Genomic DNA, 19238 nt, shown 5'->3' on the forward strand with positions numbered 1-19238 from the left:
TCACCTAAAATTTAATAACCCTTTTGTTTTTCGAGTACGAAACTGGATAAAATCGTTGCGATCTTCAATATTTAGATAAATATTCATTTTTTTCACTTCCGAAAAACACTGCCCCAGATCATGATGATAACGGTGGCCTGGATACACCAACACTTCATCAGGTATCATTTTTTTTAGATAATTCAGGGAATCAAACATCATGCCCGCATCTCCACCTTTGCTATGGCAAAACCCACACCCCTCATTAAACAAAGTATCCCCTGTAAATAAAACGTTATCAATTTGAAAGCAAAGACCGCCGAAAGTATGTCCCGGGGTTTGATGGATGATGATGCTGGGAAGATGCTCTAAATTAAGGAGGTTTTGAAAAGGATAAATCGCTTTAAGATTATGACATTGAAATCCATAATACTCTATTTCAGAACTACTCATAAACACAGGACACTCATAATATTTGGCAAAATAATTCGCCAAATGCGAATGATCGAGATGATGATGGGTCAACAAAATTGCGACAACCCTTAATTCATTGCGCGTTACAAAATCCTGAAATTTTCTTTTTTCCCATGAAGGATCGATAAAAATGCACGTTTTATTTTCTGTATCGACAACAACAGGACAGTAATTTATAAATTTGAATCGCTGGGTTTTAATGATTTCGATGTACATCATGAACTCGTATAAAATTAAAATCAGGGTGATACATCATTTGATAATGGTACTTATCAAAGCAAATAATCTGATTTTTTTTGACTTCTAAACCAACAGGTTTTACCTTAACCAACCGCGATACTACATCCTCTTCCGTTTGCAGGGTAAAGACTGGATTTTTATCAAAATAAAGTACTGGAGAAACCAGCAGCTCACCGGTGATTTTATGAGAATCAAACAACGTAAAATAATACGATATATGGGCCTCATCTTTGAGTTTCCGTAAAACCATACGGTTTCGCGCACACCAAGATTCTAATGCTTTCGCTCCCTCAAATAGTGCAAGCTCATTAGCAGACAATTTGAAATGAATCTTTATAATATAATTTTCCTGACAATGTTCTAGCAATGCTTCACTTTCCCATAGCAAAAGTTGCGCATCTCGCTCTGCAATGAGCATGACATAAGAAGTTGTTAAATCGAGATAATCAATATAGTGACTTTTAGAACCTTTTCCGGCTTGAAACTCACTAACGATTATTTGTTTTTCCAAACACAATGCCGCTTCACATGTTACGGGCTCAAAATGAGTCACATTCGAAATCTTAATCATCACGCACTCCAATCGCCTTCTCCATGTTTTGGCTACGCATTTGAATATTCCATATTCCACCTGTGACCATTTGATATTCATTACTTAACAAGGGCTTAATTTTGTAATGTGCTTTTTCCAATTCATGCCAAGGTAAAGCTGGAAAAAAGTGATGCTCCACGTGATAACCAAAGTTTAAAAATAAATAATGCTGTAACCATCGTGGAAACCAGGTACTTCGCGTCGTTAAAGTATGTTCTTTTAGGGTAGGTCGATGTTGAGTAGGTTCTAAACCTAAATGCTGCGGAGTAGACAAAGTTTCCCAGAGGACTCCATAAATCAAAATCGCTGGAACTAGGTTTTTAAACGTTACAAAACTGGGGAAACACCATTTTAAAAATACATAAGCAAAAAATAAAAAGAGTACCGAAAACAAACATTGTCGAAACCTGATTCGGGATAGTTTTTTTTGTTTGAGCAATTTAAGAGGATAAGTCCAATAAACCAGATGTAAGAACAACACATTTAAGGGAATAAAGGTTCTCCAGCCTACATGAAAGATCCACGGTAACTTCTTACTTATTTTGGCCTGCTTCAGTAATTCAAATACCGGATCTTTATCGATATGCCCAGTCCACTTATGGTGCTCTTCATGAATGATTTTCCATGGATAAAATGGCATACAACAAAAAATACTCATGTAATGACCCAGAACCACATTGAGCCAGGATTTATTCGATAAAGTATTATGACCACACTCATGCAGTAAAATAAAATTATGCAGAAATAAAATCGCCAAAAAAAGTTCACCCAGGCAATAGAATAGTAAGTTGTTTTTTCCCAACAAAATAACTGCAGCATAAAGCAAAGCGATATCAGCAATTAAAAAACCAAGACTCTTTGTAAGTTGACGCTTAAAATTCAGTGATTTTCTCACTTCAGTATATTCTTCATTACTTAACATAAAAGTTCTTCCTTCTTCTTCGCAATAGAATTAATGAGTTGTGATATAGAAACAGGCTCAAGTAATACAGTGGGTGAAATATTAAGTTTTAACTCACATTTAATTTGCTCTGCCAAATGAATTGCTGCCAATGAATCCAAGCCATAATGGACTAATGATTGATTTAAATCCAAGGTGGTTGTTGCACAATGTACATGTCTTGCAAAAAGTGTCAATAACTCATCTGAATTCGCAGTTTTTGCAGGCATCAATTCCCTCTCTTTTTGAGAGACCATCGCCTTTTGTACCAAAGTATGAGGGCGAGGTCCTATTTTTAAGCGTGCCACAAAAATTGATTGATCTACCTCTTTAGGCATCGCCAACATCTCCACTGAAAAACCAATTTCTTGCAGTAGTTTTTCCCAAGTTTCTGCATGGAGTAACGCGCTTGCGGGGATACGATATTCATCTTTATTGGTATGCCATTGCTTAAATAAGCCGAAGGTACAAGCAAGAAATAAGCTATTCGCTGTTGCTTCATTGATAATCAATACGCCATCCTTACGAAGTAATGGAATAATGTTCAGCAGGCATTGACGAATATTATCAGTAGTATGCAATACATTACTTGCAATAATGAGATCAAATTGTTTGTTCATCATGGGCTTGTTAATATCTAGAATACATGTTTCCACTTCAGCATACTTAGAGAAGTATTCTTTAGCCCGCGCTACAAATTGAGGATTAATGTCACTGAATGTGAAATGAACCTTATGTGCACATTGCGTGAGTATTGCTTCTGTTGTGGCCCCCGTACCCCCTCCTAACTCAAGAATATCAACCTGAGTATCACGGGCATCACTAATGTCCTTGACTAAAGAGGCAATGGTTTGATTGTAATAATGTGCCAAAAGATTCTTTTGATAAATACCACGAACTAAATCATCTCGGCCAAAAGGGAACATAATCTGCTGGATGGTTTTTTGTCCTGTAACTACCTCAGTAAAATGCAGTCCACACACCTTAAGTAATTGAACAAACGGTTTAATTTGAGGGTACTTCCTTATTAATTGCAATTGATCGTGAAGTAATTCAATGTGGGATTTAATTTGATGTGGGTTTTGAGAAACATGATTTCGTTCAAAATCTTTGAGCATGTTGATTAATGCTAAATAATAAGGTTCATAGTCCTTTTGCACTTCTGGTCTTGAATAATTTTGACTCCAAACTAATCCTTGGGTCTGCAAATGATGTTTCATTAAGTGAAAACAAAAATACTCTAACTCAAATAATCCTCGATTAAAGAGAAGCAAATCCTCAATTTCTTGGGTTAGGGAATCCGTGCAAATTGGCATCATGGTTTTTACTGATTCTGAAACATTGAAAAAACTTAGATCAGACTGAGGCAAAGAAGCTGTCAATTGTAAGGAATGATAACCTTGCTCTGGAGTAATCGGAGAAATCCCTGAGGAGAGCATCAATTGGTTTGCAACCTCATCGTCTTGTTGCCAAAAACCCCAATGAACCAATTTCGCTTTCTCAGAACGCAACGCCTTAATTAATGCATCCGCATAATAACAGGTTGCAGAGTAAGCACCTCTATTTTTATTTTGCGTATAAATTTGTACTGAAGAAGTGATGATAACGTGTTTCACTTCCCTACGATGACATGCTTTGATTAAATGATAAGTACCTAATACCTTCACACTCATTTGCGACAAATAATCTTCATAATTCAATGAAGTCACCGGAGATTCACTATAACAAGCGCCTAAATGATAGAGCCAATCAATTGTCCCATAGCGTTGAATCACCTCATCTAGCAAAGAGTCAACTTCAACCGCTACCGTGCAATCCATTGTTTTCCAATGAAGGACTCCTTCGGTTCGTGTTTTGATAGAGCGACCAACAATAATGAGTGCGCGAGGATTACGTTCAATAAACTTGGGCACCAAAAGCCTTCCTACGTGCCCATCACCACCAATAAGCACGATGACCTCATCAGTACGTAGGCAGGGATTTAATGTATGATTCACAGCTTTAAGTTGCCGGTGCCACACTCCGTCATGCGCCAAAACCAAAGGAAAAGCTTGGCCTTGATTTGATAAAACAAGCGCTTGAGCACTAATCCTATTGTCCGCAAGATCAATGCACTCAATCAACCAAAATGGATGTTCCTTTTTTAATGATTGGGCTAAACCATGCATGCTTGCCGCATAAGGATTAATAACCGATTCCTTTAATCCATAAGCATTATTGCTAAAAATATAAAGGGTTAAGGATTTTTCACGATAGGCCAGTTCTTCCAGCCTTTTAATTAAATCTAAAAAGCCCGCCATTCCCAAGCGCTGGGAGTCCAGAAGAGATATCGTGTTTATGGGCTCTTGACACATCCCCGCAAAATAATAAATCAATTCACAAGGGTGTTCGTGCAGCCATCGCATGCCCTGTTCTACTGAATCCTGCTCTTCAACAAAGATAAAACAACTCATCCCTTTATAGGGAATTTGCTGCAGCGCTTCTTTTACCTGTTGCTCCTGCATTCGCGTTAAAAATAGAGCCCGGTGCTGATAACGATGCAACTCCAGCGAACGAACATTTTTTTTTCTCCAAATTGGCTCATACGCTTCAATCTCTTTATTAATAGCTTTAGATGTCTCTGGAGCGTCAAACCAACAATAATGGGTTGCAAAAGGATAAACAGGTAATACCAATGGAATGGCATTAATACCCTCATAAACACGTTGCCAATCAATTGAACGACCCTCTTGATAGGCAAGGGCAAGCCTTTCTAAATAATCCTTCAATTGATGAGGAATATGCTGCAACCCAAGAAGAGTCTGTTCCTGGGAGTAATTCTCATGTAACCAATTAGATGATTTACCCTCCCTTTTTAATTGTTCACACAAATCGTCAAGGTCTTCCACAATCAATAACTTGCGGCATTCAAAATCAGCACGTCCTACGTTTAAGGTATAACTTAATTGAGTCAGACAAACACTATCGGTTACAGTACATACATAATCCAGTAGCTGTTCTGAAATTCTTACCAACGCTTCATTGCTCTTGGCGGATAATTTGATCGGAACATAAGGCAGCTTCGGTAATTGTTCTGAGGAGGTCTCATCGCGCGTCAAAATACAATGACCATTACTGCCCCCAAAACCAAAACTATTAATCGCAATCGTTGTTAATCGAGTAACCTCCGCTTTTTTTGCAATTCGAAACGGGCTTTCAGCAAGTCGAATGAGGGGATTCACTTCCTGAAAATTTGCCTGCGGCGGAATTATTTGGTGTTTCAACATCAACAATCCTTTAATCACCCCCGCAAGGCCTGCCACAGGTTCGGTATGACCTATATTACTCTTTACCGAACCGATATAAAGCGGCTTTATTCGTGGCGCAAATAACTCCTGTAAGACCGAGAACTCGATAGGATCCCCTAGACGAGTTGCGGTCGCATGTGCTTCAAAATAATCGATTTCATCAATCGATATTCCACCCTGATACACTTGTGATAATAATTGTTTTTGTGCCAGCGGATTCGGAGCAGTTAATGATTGTGATTGCCCTCCATGATTGACTTGAATCGCTTTTATTGTGGCTTCAATACGTAACTTTTGCGCGGCCGCCAAAGTATCCCCCACCAACCATAGACCAGCAACCCCTTCACCTTTTACATACCCATCCGCTTGGGCATCAAAAGGACGGCAATAATTCGTGGGTGAGAGAACATTTAATTGGGTCGTCAATTCAAGTGTTTTTATATCACAAAGCAAACTCACACCTAGAACCAGTGCGGACTCACATTCACCGTTCTTAATTGCCGCAACAGCACGGTTCAAGGCGGTAAAACTGCTCGAGCAAGCTGTATCAATGGTCTCACTCGGACCATGGAAATCAAAAAAATGGGAAATGCGGTTTGCAGCGAAAGTCTTTGCACACCCGGTAATTTGATAAAGACTATTTATCTGACTCCGATCCAATAGACGTGCATAATCATCAAATTGGATAGCAACAAATACCCCGATATTTTTTCCTTTCAATGTGGCAGGTGAAACGCCCCCTTGCTCGAATACATGCCAGGATAGTTCTAATAGCTTGCGCTGTTGGGGATCCATATATTTTGCTTGTTCCAAACCCAACTCAAAAAAGTGAAAATCAAAATCCGCATAATGGTCAATAAAGCCTATCTTACGTGATTCATCGTGCTCATCCTTAAAACGGATCTTTAAAGGCATCTGAGTACAATCTTTACCAGTCAATAAAGCGTGCCAGTATTCTTCGGGGGTAGGACATTGAGGGAAAGAACAATGATAACCACAAATAACCACACCGACTGAGGTTGAATCCAGTTTTTCGGACAACGGGAGAGGAAAATTTTTGGTATTATTCTGTAAATATTCATGTAGTTTCTGTAGCGTATGGAATTCAAAAAACTGGTTGGGATCAATGTGTATATGATACTGTTTGGCGATTGCTTCGGCGAATTCACTAAGCGTCAATGAATTAAATCCCAATTGATAAAAAGTATTCTCTGCTTTAATTTGCTGAGCAGAAATTCCCAAAATGGATTCAATTAATTCATATAATGAATTCCCTTGATTGAGGCTTATATGTTCCTGCAATTTCTTAACTTGAACCGTCAAACACTCTTGGGTTAAATATTTATGAAATTGTTGAGGATCCCCCTTAAACGGAATGTACTCACCTGCTTCTAAAGTAAGTAGCTGGCGACAAATACTTTGTATGTTGTCCGTCGTTAACGGTTCTAAACCCTGAGTATTTTTACTCCATTTCAACCAATTTAACTCAGCAGATGATGCTGAGGTTTCCGTCATGACAAAAGGTAAGTAGACACACACATGTTCTTGGCAATAGTCAGAATGTGCAATCAAAGCAGCATTATAAATTGCATAATCCTCTTGGTTACTAAATCCAGCTAATGCAGATAAAGAAGAAATACTGATTAGTTTATGGGGATGATTTAGTTGAATAAATCGACTTAAGTGAGGTTGTATTTTTTTTCGTTGTGCCACTTCATTTTTGTTTTTACCAGGCATCACTCCTAAACAATTAATGATAAAATCGTAAGTAAAAGAACGATGATAGGGACTAGAAAAATCATGTTGGATGTACTGAATTTCGCCTCCTAAATCAGCAAGCATCTGCTGTCGTTTCACATCCAGGGCACTGCGTCCAATAACATCAAATTGATAAATTCCGGCAGCTATTAATGTGTGGCAAAATTGGTATCCAATAGCGCCCAAACCACCCAATACGACTACCCGCAGTTCCGATTGGAGTCGTATTGGGTGAAGTGGCGTGGTTACTAAACTTAAACTAATTGCCTGGCGGGTTGTATCATATACCACCAAGCGATGATCGAGCTGTTGCGCTTCATTACTCACTATATTGGCTACCTCAGAAGGAGACAAAGAAAATAAATGAGGAATTAAAATATTCTTATGATAATATTTTACTTGATTCGGCAAAGACATCATCAATGCATGCGACTCCATCCATTGAGTCCGACTTTGATGGATAAATATAAATTGAACCTCCGGATTTACCACAATACATTGGCTTATCCAGGCAATAAGCTGTTCTGAGGTAAAGCGTGCTTCCCCAAAAACAATGACTACTTTTTTCACTCGTGTTTCTGTGGTAGCCCGTTTGAAATACATTTGCTGGACTCCATTATCCAGCTGGTAGAGCTCTTCAAAAATTGAAACAGGCTCCACGTTACACATAATCCGATCCATTCGATAACAATGATGAGTCGCTATTTCTGCATCAGGCAACCAATAATTTTGTTTGTTGTATTGAGTTTTGGGTCGTGCAATGAGATTGTGTGAATAATTTTGTAAAATTAAATGTGCATTACTGCCACCGGCCCCGAAACTACTCAGTCCAGCAAAGTGAAGTGTTTGTTGCGGCAAGTAATGGGTACATATTTGAATGGGTGCCGCATTGATATTTAACCCCGGGTTTAAAGGCAATGCATTGATGGACGGTGCTAATGCTTGCGCTTGGAATTGGGCAATCAATTTCACAATCCCAGCCATACCGGCAGCTGCTTCCAAATGCCCAAAATTACTTTTAATCGAACCCACGTACAATGGTTTTTGCACTGAACGCGTACCAAATACCTGCTTTAATGCAGCAAGTTCAATTGGATCACCTAAAGAGGTTCCTGTTCCGTGTGCCTCAATGTAATCGATTTGCTCAGGTTTAATTCGCGCTTTGGTTAAAGCGTGCTGCATCACCTTTGCTTGGGCAGCCGCATTAGGAACAGTAAATCCACTGCCCATCCCTCCATGATTTAATGCTAAACCCTTAATCAATGCATAAATCGAATCCCCGTCAGCCAGTGCTTTGTTTGCCTTTTTCAAAAGCAGCACAACAACGCCTTCGCCAGGGACATAGCCATCGGCTTGCTCATGAAATGGAGCGCTTTTCCCAGTTGGTGATAAGAATTTATTTTGCACCAATGAGGCTAATTTATAAGGATGGGAACAAAGGTTTACGCCCCCCACTAACATCGCATCCACTTCATCCGTTGTTAAATAACGACAAGCTAATTCAATGGCAGTAAGTGAAGAGGAGCACATAGAATCTAGAGAGAAACTAGGACCGGTCAAATTCAACGCATAAGACACACGATTCGCTATACTTGCCCCTGAAGATTGCGGACATTTAACCTCAGAACACTCTTGGTATTGCTCCACTCCATAGTTCTGATAAAGATGAAACATGGACGCCGCAACCACCCCCATATTTTTCTCTTGAATCTGTGCATAACCCGCGTCTTCTAAACAATGCCAGGCATTCGCTAAAAACAATCGTTCTTGGGGATCAATTAGCGTTGCATCTCGGGGTGAGATATTAAAAAATAAAGGATCAAAACTGGAAATATCATCCAAATAACCTCCCCAAGGATAAGGGGTATAATGCCAATTTCGTTGCACCATTTTAATTGAATTTTTGCCGGCAGCTAAATTATTCCAGAGTTCTTCCAGATTGGCGGCATCAGGTAATTGAAATGACATTCCAATAATCGCAATGTCGTGTTCATTAACTTCAGGCGCCTCCAGTTGGGTAGGGAACTTAAGCTGCCTTGTTTGTGACTTTAATAACCGATGTTGGAGCAATTTAGGGTTAGCAATCACCACATGAGGTACATTTGTTGCAAATGCATGTTCTAACAATGCAAAAGCACGTGGCGCGCCTAAAGGTAAGGTCCCATATTCCTCTTGCAGTTTTTGCAATTGATGCGGGTTAATTTCCATCCCGCCATCTAACCAATAAGGCCAACTGATACTAATAAATCGGGAATACTGTTTTCCCGCAAGCCGTAATTGTTCTTGTTCGCAGGCATAGCCATTTACAGCAGCATTAGCAGCAGCATAAATGCTTTGTCCAAGATTGCCAATCTCGGCGGATAAAGACGAATAAATACAATAAAAATCAAGTTGCTTATATTGTAGTGCATGATGAATTACCCTCAAACCGTCTAATTTAGAACGTAGCGTTTTGGTAATATCATTGTTACTAATATTCATCAGCAACCGGTCATGCTTTTCACCCGCTAAATAAAATAATCCATCGATAGGAAAATCATGCGTTGCGAAAAAATCGTTTACTGCATCCGCATCGGCTACATCCAAGGAGTAATAGGTAATATTCTCATCAGATTCAATCTTTTGACTTCGTCCAATAACATGAATTTTCGCGTTGTATTGTCTACGCAGATAACTGGCGAGCAATCGGCCTAAGCCTCCATGACCACCAACAATCAAATAGCTTCCTCCAGTTTTAAAACTGGAATGGGATATCGCATAATTCAATTGTGGTTGCAGGTAACTTACCGCATAAAGCGCATCTTGATGAAGGTAAATACATCTCTGCCTACTCGATAAATACCTAGTAGTTTCGTTAACACATTCATCACTTACGAGAATCGAGAATTGCTGTTGAGGGTATTCTTTAGCAAGACACGAAAAGAATGCAGAAACGGAAGGGATTAAAAGTACTTGCTTAGGAGATAACCCCAAAACTATTGGAGGCAAGGTTCCTTGACCACCGGATAGAAGCTTGGCAAATGTTTCTACTAAACGAGACAAAACAGTGTGCAAATCAAGATCCGTCTGATGATAGCGTCCATCATAAATCACCCAATCTTCTTTAGGGTGTTTTTGATAAAGTTTCAATGCTTGGTCATAGGTTAAGCGGTCATTAATGATCAATACCTGCTTATTATCTAAACGCTCCTTTATTTTGGTTTTTGTAGGAATATAAAGTGCATAATCAGCATATTCTAAGGGTGCCGATAAGTGTTCTGCCTGCTCTACACAGCCAGCCTTTGGCGGATTGATCGTAGGATCCATCGATGTGGCTATGTTCATGGACGTCGACGAGCGAAGAGTACTTATTTTTTGTGTGAGATTTCTTGTTATGGAAGATGAACCCCGCGAATTAATATATGCAGTTAATTTTTCCATGGTATTTTGTTCGAACAATAACGTGGGGTAAAGCTCCAAATTGAATTGTTGTTCGAGTACATCGACCAAAGCGATTAGGCTGCTGGAATCAAAACCTAAATCAAAAAAAGAGACCTGAGGCTCTAAAAAATCAGGGGCATCCTGTATATGATTTCTTATCAATGCTGCAATTTTTTTGTATGTATCCCCATGAACGGTTGGCAACGGGTTTACGGACTGTATTACATCTTGCTGCCTAAATTGCCGACGCTGAAATCGCTTATTTGTTAAGCCCTCAAGAGCAACTACTAAATCGCCTGTCGGTGTAAATATATGAATACGACTTTTGATTAACGACTCATGTTGCGTTGGCATTATTTCAGCTTTGACTATCAATGTTGATGTTGTAACCCGTCCAAAGACGCTTACCTTATCAATTCCTAATGGTAAATAACCTATGTCCGGACCTGCATGCGCTACTTCATCAAAATGCAACGCAGCTATGGCAAAGGTAGCACCATCCAATAGCGCAGGATGTAAATAAAAAGAGGATAAATAAGCTTGGGCTTTGCTCCCTAAAGTCAAGTTCATAGTGATTTTTGAATCATTGATGCCCGTGGTACCACTGACCTGCATAAATTCACCATGCTCAATAAATGAAGCACGTGCCAAACTATATATCGTGCTCATTGAATGAATTTGTTCATTTTCTTTTGACAGGTGCATCAAGACAGGTAAATTCGGTTTCTTAAACTCAACGACTGATTTGAAATGAACGATATTTTGACTTTGTTCTTGATGATAGATTTCTAGAGAATGATCTTGGGAATTATAAACCATACATAAAATAAGGGTCTCACCTGGTTCCACTTTAGCCGCATGAGGATAGCTCACTTGGGTGAGCTCAAAACATTCAGACTGAAAGCAGCGTGCAATAATGTCTAAATACGCAATGCCAGGTAGCACCCGGGTGCCATCGATTCGGTGATCCGCAACCAGATAATTATCTGCATTTAATTTAATTTTAAATTCGTTCAACATTAAAAAATTCATCCATTATTTCGGAATTTGGTTCTTTCCGTTGTGAAACGGCTCGCTTTATTGATTGGTGCTTTGGGATACTACTCGAAAGAATTACATGGGCATTTGTTCCTCCAAAACCAAATGCACTCACCCCAAAATAATGAGTGCGAGTCGCATCTAAGATTTTGGGTTCATCAAGCAAACACAACGGAGAATGGGCAAAATCATAACGAGGATTGGGAGTTATTTTTTCAGGCTGAGGCAACAAACAATGATGGTAACTGCATAAAGCCGTCTTAATGAACCCAGCCATGCCAGCAGCACTTAATGTGTGACCAATATTTGCTTTCACACCACCGACTACACATTTTTTAATGGATGAGTGGCCTAAAACATGAGTTAAGGCCTGTAATTCCATAGGATCACCCAATTCTGTGCCGGTAGCATGCATTTCAACATAGTCCAAATGCTGTGCTGTCAAACCGGCATTGGCTAATGCCTTTTGAATCACTTTTTGCTGAGCTTTAGGATTGGGAGTCGTATACCCCATAGTACTCCCATCATTATTGACCGCAATGCCTTCAATCACACAATAGATCTTATTTCCATCTGCGATTGCTTGTTCTAAAGGTTTTAAAACGACAAAACCACCGCCTTCACTGAGAACAATGCCATTCGCACGAACATCAAAAGGACGACATCTAAAATCCGGTGATAACGCTTTAGCTGCATCCATCAAAGCAAAAGGCCGAGTATTGACTAATCCATCAATACCCCCGACTAAAGCCAGTTCAATATCACCTGCTCTTAGCGCAGAAACTGCATGATACAATGCAACCAAAGAAGATGAACAAGCCGTATCTACGACTTCCGCAGTACCGCTCAAATCAAAAAAATGATTGATATGAGCCGCAATAAAATTTTGCCCCTGACCAATAATGGTAAACTGGTTAATCTCTTGTTGCGCACTAAAATCTGCACGTGCACCTACGAAGACCCCGGCATTCATCCCTTTGATTGTTTCCTTGGTAAAACCGGCATCAAAAATAGCGTGCTGACTTAACGTCAATGCACGCGTAACTAAAGGATTAATTTGCCGTTGATGCGCTTTAGAAAATCCAAAATCAAGTGCAGATGCCCATGCATGTTCCTCAATAAATCCACCGTGAAAAGCAACATATTCAATTCGATCAACGCGGTCTTTAGGAATGGGGGTAATTGAGATTTTAGCATCCAGTAAATTATCCCAAAATTGTTCCACATTATGGGCACCAGGGAACTGGCATCCGATACCAATTACTGCAATTTTCTTCGGATTGTTTCGTTGTTTTAGAGTTATCATTGGCTTGCTCAATGTCTCGGGTTCGAAGCCATTAATTTGTTGGATATGAGACGCTAAGCGGCCAAGCGTATTGTGTTCAAAGATCACTTCTGCAGCAAGCATTAAGCCCATTACCGCTTCTATTTTCTTTAACAAAGCCATTAAAAGAACCGAATCAATTCCATATTCGGCAAAACTCCTATCCAGCTTAATCTCGTCTTCAGTAACACCGACCACCTCCATAAGGATCCGCTTTAACACCTCTAATGCATTGCTTGGAATTGATAAATTCTGCTCTGACAAAGGAGCATTTAGAGAACGGCCATTCTTACTTGGCATGATCACTGAAGAACTTGTTGCAGAAGCTAATAACGTTGTAAGTAATGCCAGGGCTTCATGGGTTTTATAACTTCCAAGTTGGCTTCGTTGATAACTGCTACTTCGCTCCGCGTTTTTACTGAACTCATTCCATGCAGGCCATGCAATACTCAATACTTTTCCCGGATGCAGTTGGGCAAATGCGTTTAAATAATGATTACTCAAAGCATAATCAACGACCCCCATTGCAAGTTCTGGAAGAACCCCTGATACAGAAGAAAAAAGAACTAATCGTTCGAATCCATAAGAGTTTACTACCGGCCATAACGCATCAAGTGCTGCTTTTTTAGGATGGAACATTTGAGCGAACTCATTTTTGGTAAGCTCAGTGAGGGACTTGGTTTGCTTTGGGGTAACGCCTGCACAATGGAAAATCCAACCAAAATGACTTTTTTCCTTCATGACTATTTTTAAAAAAGTGGCTAATAATTCCTCTTGAGCTAAATCTCCGATGTAGTAAAAAACTACACAACCTTGCTTTTTTAATTGGTGAATCAATTGAACGGTTTTTCCTGCCTTACAGGACGACTTCAGATAATGCTCCCATAAATTTTCTTGGGGTAAAGGGGTAATTCCAGTTAAAATTAATTTACGAACACCGCGCGCAACGAGCCACTTTGCAACTTCCGCACCGATACCACTCGTACCGCCTGTAATTAAGTAAACCTTTTCCGAGTCTATGGCAATAGAGGCTGATTTCTTATATTCCCGCTCTTGTAATACTTGGATAAAGCGCTGTGCTTGAGTATAACGAATTTTATGATAACTAAGGTTTATTTGCCTTAATTCCTCTTGAATGAGCTCGTAGGTAAAAAATGGAGGCTCCAGCACTAGGGTAGCTGTTTTTAATCCTATAGTTTGTTCATTCATGCACCTCAGAAAATAAGCGATCACCTCCAAGTTAGGTGAATGGCTTTCGTTAATCTGCAGTATCGTTCCTTTTTTAGTGGCGAGAGCAATCTGTTGTAAAAAACTTAAATGTTCAATTAACTCAAGCTCATCATTGCAGCAATCAAGCAATATAAACTCATCAGGCAATAACTCGATTATTTGTTTTGACGTTACTGCGCTCTGCTCTTGAGGGAAGTGCCATTCACTTTGAGAGGTATAAATAAAGTGGATAACATCTTGAGCCAAATGTTTTCTTATCTCTGCTTCATTACTTTTAGTGCTTAGCACCACCCATTTACATGATGAGGGCACCAGCGGTTTATTCGTATGTTCCTGTTGCTGCCATACATATTCATAAAATCGATCTGGAGTCGTGCTATTTTCAACTTCATGAGCATAGCGACGATTTTGAAATACGGTTCGCGGCAGGGGACTAACTTTAGGCTGAATCGTATGCTCATAGCTTTGTAAAATCACATGCGCATTACTGCCACCTGCACCAAAGCTAGACACACCCGCATAATAACACTGGTCCTTAGGATGAACAGACCAACTGGATGGGTTTTGACATAGAATTAATGATTTAGGCAATTGAATATTAGGGTTCAGACTGCTCGCGTGCAGACTTGTATAAAGCTTTTTTTGTTGCATTTGTGCGATTACTTTGACCATACCTGCAAGCCCTGCTGCTGCTTCCATATGGCCTAAATTTGATTTTAAGGAACCAATAAAGCATGGCGAATCCCGCTCGGTAAATACTTTGCTTAAACCTTTTATTTCAATCGGATCCCCTAATTGGGTTCCAGTACCATGGCACTCCACATAACTGATGTCTTCGGGTTTTAACCCTGCGTTTACGATTGCTTTTTTAATTACTTCTGCTTGGGCATTTGCATTAGGAACGGTATAACCTGAACTGGTCCCATTATGAGCGACACTACTGCCTTTAATCACGGCATGGATACGATCCCCATCACGGATTGCTGCGTGGAGGGGTTTGATTAAAATGCTCACGACTCCTTCACTTGGTACATAGCCATCGGCGTGTTCTCCAAAACTGGCACAATGTCCCTGAAGCGATAACATATTTCGATGCAAGAGTTCTTGATATTTATAATCATGACTAATGAGATTTACCCCTCCCACTAAAGCCATGGATGCATCATTGGCAAGAATGGCTTGCATTGCTAAATGTAATGCGGTTAATGAAGAGGAGCACATACTGTCAAGCGTAAGACTCGGTCCAGTAAAATTAAGCACACTGGAAATTCGATTGGCAATACTTGCAGCGGTTGAATTCGCTAAAACTGTTTTTTGTTCTTTTAAGCTTTTTTCAAAACCCGTTAATTGATAAAAATTATTCATAGCACCAATAAACACCCCAACGGATTGAGGTTGATTGTCAAGACGAATTCCCGCATCTTCTAAGCAATGCCATGCGTTTTGCAGCATAATTCGTTCTTGCGGACACATTATCAATGCATCGTTAGGCGCAATATTAAAAAAAAGGGCATCAAAATCATTGGCATTTTCGAGCAATGCGCCAAAACCATAACTTCGACTATCAATTGGCTGAATGCAATTTTTCTCGTTTTCCAAAATCTCGATGAATGAGGGGAAATCAGAAGCTTGAGGAAAATTAACAGCCATGCCAATAATTGCCATATCCGCTGCAGAAGAAATTGGGACGGACCAAGGCTGTGGCTTTTGCTCTTCGCGTCTTCGAGGAGTATGAATGCTGAAATGTGCTATTAATTCATCAAACGTTGTATGGTCAAATAACAGCGTTTTGGGTTGACTGCCAAAATGAGATTCTAAATCAAAAATAATATCCATAGCCAATAAAGAATCTAAACCTAGCTTACTAAATTGGCCCACTCTTTTTAGCTCATCAGAGGTCATGTTTAGGCGATGGGAAAAAATAGAATAGACTAATTCTTGAGTCGATTTTGTATCTACTCCTGCATTATCTACATCGGTGGACAACCCCTGGGATGCAAGCGGTAGGTTTGCTGATGTATTCAGTACTTGTGCATGTACTCCTACGTCCCGCGGCTTATCCGCGGGATCCAATGAGGTCTCAATATTTCTGGATCCTGCAGATAAATAACCGGGCGTAGTAGGACGATAAGATGTTATAAGATAATGCGCTTTTAATTCTTCAATTACGACACACAGTGTCTCCTCTTCATCAAAAATTTGAATATGAAAACTAAGCGGGCCTATTTTTTTTGTGCACACTAAAGCATGATTCCCTAACTTTTTAAGAAGTATCATTTTTTTAGCGCTTACCGGTAAAGAAAGCGGTTGTTGTTGATACAAAGTGAAATAGCCAACGGTTTGTAACGCAGCGTCTAGGAGGTAAGGATTAAACAAAAACTCGCTAAAATCTCCATTAAATTGAATCGGAGCAAAAACCCGGTCTTCTAAGGCAAAAAGTTGCTTGATGTTTTTTAAATCCGGACCATAGTTAATCCCTGCTTGTTCAAAACAGCGATAAAATTCAGCGCAGTCAATTGTTTGGGAGATACGTTTGAACTCATGCAAATTAAAAGGAACTACGTCTTTTTCATGTTCTGCAAATTCTGCTCTAAAAAACGAATCTCCATCATGAAGGAGTTCAAGGGCGCTATGAGTTCTATTTATATTAACCTTCAACAATGGATTAAGTGCAGGCAATGCTTTGAGCCAATGCACATTCACACAATTTAAGGGTAGTTCATTAAGGAAATACTGAGTTAAGGCCAGACTCACTACCCCTGGTAAAATGGCCTGATGATTTACGAGATGCTGACTGAAATAAGTCTGATCCGCGGATAAGGTATATTCTGAAGTGTACTCCCAATAACACTGAATTTTTTTGAATGGGTATACTGGAAACTGAGGTCTATTCTGATTGGCAAACTGTTGGATGACCACATGGGCATTGGTACCAGAAAATCCAAATGAACTTACTGCTGCAAGCGATTTATTTTTAGGCCATGGGCTTAATTCTTTGACGGGATAAAAGGAGGTACTGGCAAAATCAATTTGTGGATTTTCACGTTCACAATGAAGTGTTGCTGGAATTTGTTGGAAATAGCTGCATAAAATAGTTTTGATAAAACCACACACCCCGGCGGCATGGACTGTATGACCAATATTGGATTTTATGCTTCCCAGGCCACATGATTGTTCAGGATTCGTAGACTGTGTTGTAAATAATCGCTGCAACGCATGTACTTCAATAGGATCACCCAGCTCGGTACCTGTTCCATGAGTTTCAATGTATGCGAGATCCTTCGTTGATAAGCCATAGGAAGTGTATATCTGTTGCATTAGTGACGTCTGTGCTAAACCATTAGGTGCGGTAATGCCATTTGATTGTCCATCTTGATTCACTCCACTAGCCTTAATTACGGCATAAATGGGATCGTGATCTTGAAGCGCCTGCGCTAAAGGCTTTAAATAAACACAGCCAACCGCTTCGCCGGGAATAAATCCATTCGCTTTATCACCAAAGGTTTGACAAGCATGATCTGGAGAGAGCATTTTGGCATGATGTGCTTGCTGGAGAAAATTATCATTGCTCATAATAAACACCCCGCCTGCAAGAGCACTCGAGCATTCACCATTTTTAATCGCCTGGCACGCTTGATGTATGGCAACCAAGGAAGAAGAACATGCGGTATCAAAAGTAATTGCCGGTCCCGTTAGATTAAAAGTATAAGAAACTCGTCCAGCAATAACTGATGGGGCATTTCCCCAAAAACTTTGGGCAATAGGTTTTTGTAAACTGTGTATCAAATAATTATTCTGGCTTGCCCCCACAAAAACACCGCAGAATTTATCAGGAAGTTCCATGGGGGAATAACCCGCATCCATTAGCGCAGTTGCTGCTGTTTCTAAAAATAAACGCTGTTGCGGATCCATTGCTTGCGCTTCAATTTTTGGTATATGGAAATATTCGGGATCAAAGGCAAAGACATCAGTTAACCACCCAGCATAATTGGGCTCACGAAAATAGTGTTCTCCTCGTTTCTCTAAGGGGGTAATCGCATTAAATCCTTCACATAAACCACGCCATAATTCTTCCAGATTTTTAGCTTGTGGAAATTGCCCCGCCATACCAATTACAGCAATATCTAAAGACTCTTTAAGCGCTTTAATTTCAGGTGTTTTAGATCGCGTGAACTCAACTCCTTCCATAATGACTTGCCAATTTCCCTGCGCATCACAAACCGTAGCGTCTTGGTCTTTAGCATATAAAAATTCATTAGGCTGATTCCGAACATGAAATAACACTCTTTTGATTTTTTTAGGTAATCCGGGACGAGGATTTTTCTGAAAACAAGGATCATCAAGATAAATCAAAGAATGCAACATGCTCCCCAAAACCGCAGGATAACTGGCCTTAGGATTTAGGACTGCAAAAAATGAATCATTCAAATGATATTGTTCAATAATCCGATAACAATCCCCTAAGTAGTGTAATGAATCCTTCTGATAAAAATCACTCTTCGCTATAGTGTCATCAAAACGAAATTCCCGTCTTCCCGATGAACTTGTTGGGTGGACCTTAGGATCCATGGATACCACAGACATGTCGCCTAAGGTTGTAGACAAAAATTCTCGTACTTTATCTATTTCGCTTTCTAATTTAAATTGATAATTACTTCGTAAAACGATTTCCTTACTGCCATCATCATGCAATTGCTCAATGCTGCAATAATGATTTATGGGATCGATTTCGAGAACTAAATTAATCGTTTGTTCTTCTTCGGCAATTAATAATTTCTTTAATTCAAGCTCGGTTAATTGCATGACTTGTGCTGTAGCTAAAGGCTTCAGAGTGGAGTAGATCATCATGAGTAAATTATCGAGCGGGAACACATAATGACCATCAATCTGGTGCGCTAACCAGTACAAATTACTTTGGGGACTGTAAGTATATTTACGTCGTTGCTTAATCATTAA

6 protein-coding genes (1 of these 6 cut by a window edge) are annotated in these 19238 nt (G+C 39.7%); all 6 read right to left on the bottom strand.

Annotated elements, in window-relative coordinates:
- Tightly spaced (each overlapping or abutting the next), the 6 genes in view from ACWTE2_RS29375 to ACWTE2_RS29400 form a layout consistent with a single transcriptional unit that may run on beyond the window.
- Positions 1 to 672 (bottom strand): MBL fold metallo-hydrolase, encoded by a 672-nt coding sequence (locus tag ACWTE2_RS29375; RefSeq protein ID WP_454785530.1) that lies wholly within the window; start codon positions 670 to 672, stop codon positions 1 to 3.
- Positions 650 to 1264, bottom strand: coding sequence for a hypothetical protein (locus ACWTE2_RS29380; protein WP_454785531.1), 615 nt, complete (start codon positions 1262 to 1264; stop codon positions 650 to 652). The genes ACWTE2_RS29375 and ACWTE2_RS29380 overlap by 23 nt, the downstream gene beginning before the upstream one ends.
- Positions 1257 to 2207 (bottom strand): fatty acid desaturase family protein, encoded by a 951-nt coding sequence (locus ACWTE2_RS29385; RefSeq protein ID WP_454785532.1) that lies wholly within the window; start codon positions 2205 to 2207, stop codon positions 1257 to 1259. The genes ACWTE2_RS29380 and ACWTE2_RS29385 overlap by 8 nt, the downstream gene beginning before the upstream one ends.
- Positions 2201 to 11710, bottom strand: a complete 9510-nt coding sequence (locus tag ACWTE2_RS29390) for an SDR family NAD(P)-dependent oxidoreductase (RefSeq protein WP_454785533.1) — start codon at positions 11708 to 11710, stop codon at positions 2201 to 2203. The genes ACWTE2_RS29385 and ACWTE2_RS29390 overlap by 7 nt, the downstream gene beginning before the upstream one ends.
- Positions 11694 to 19235 carry a beta-ketoacyl synthase N-terminal-like domain-containing protein gene (locus tag ACWTE2_RS29395; RefSeq protein ID WP_454785534.1) on the bottom strand — a complete coding sequence of 2514 codons (7542 nt, stop codon included), beginning with the start codon at positions 19233 to 19235 and terminating at the stop codon, positions 11694 to 11696. The genes ACWTE2_RS29390 and ACWTE2_RS29395 overlap by 17 nt, the downstream gene beginning before the upstream one ends.
- On the bottom strand, positions 19228 to 19238 hold the 3' portion of the coding sequence (locus tag ACWTE2_RS29400; protein ID WP_454785535.1) for an SDR family NAD(P)-dependent oxidoreductase. 12946 nt of this gene lie beyond the right edge of the window; only the last 11 of its 12957 coding nucleotides appear in the window; its start codon lies beyond the right edge, outside the window — the gene reads right to left on this strand; its stop codon occupies positions 19228 to 19230. The genes ACWTE2_RS29395 and ACWTE2_RS29400 overlap by 8 nt, the downstream gene beginning before the upstream one ends.

The organism is Legionella nigrisilvae (genome assembly GCF_977063395.2).

What these genes read in the sequence shown, in the direction of transcription:
- ACWTE2_RS29375 (WP_454785530.1), bottom strand. Translation starts at nt 672, where the DNA reads ATGATGTACATCGAAATCATTAAAACCCAGCGATTCAAATTTATAAAT.
- ACWTE2_RS29380 (WP_454785531.1), bottom strand. Translation starts at nt 1,264, where the DNA reads ATGATTAAGATTTCGAATGTGACTCATTTTGAGCCCGTAACATGTGAA.
- ACWTE2_RS29385 (WP_454785532.1), bottom strand. Translation starts at nt 2,207, where the DNA reads ATGTTAAGTAATGAAGAATATACTGAAGTGAGAAAATCACTGAATTTT.
- ACWTE2_RS29390 (WP_454785533.1), bottom strand. Translation starts at nt 11,710, where the DNA reads ATGTTGAACGAATTTAAAATTAAATTAAATGCAGATAATTATCTGGTT.
- ACWTE2_RS29395 (WP_454785534.1), bottom strand. Translation starts at nt 19,235, where the DNA reads ATGATTAAGCAACGACGTAAATATACTTACAGTCCCCAAAGTAATTTG.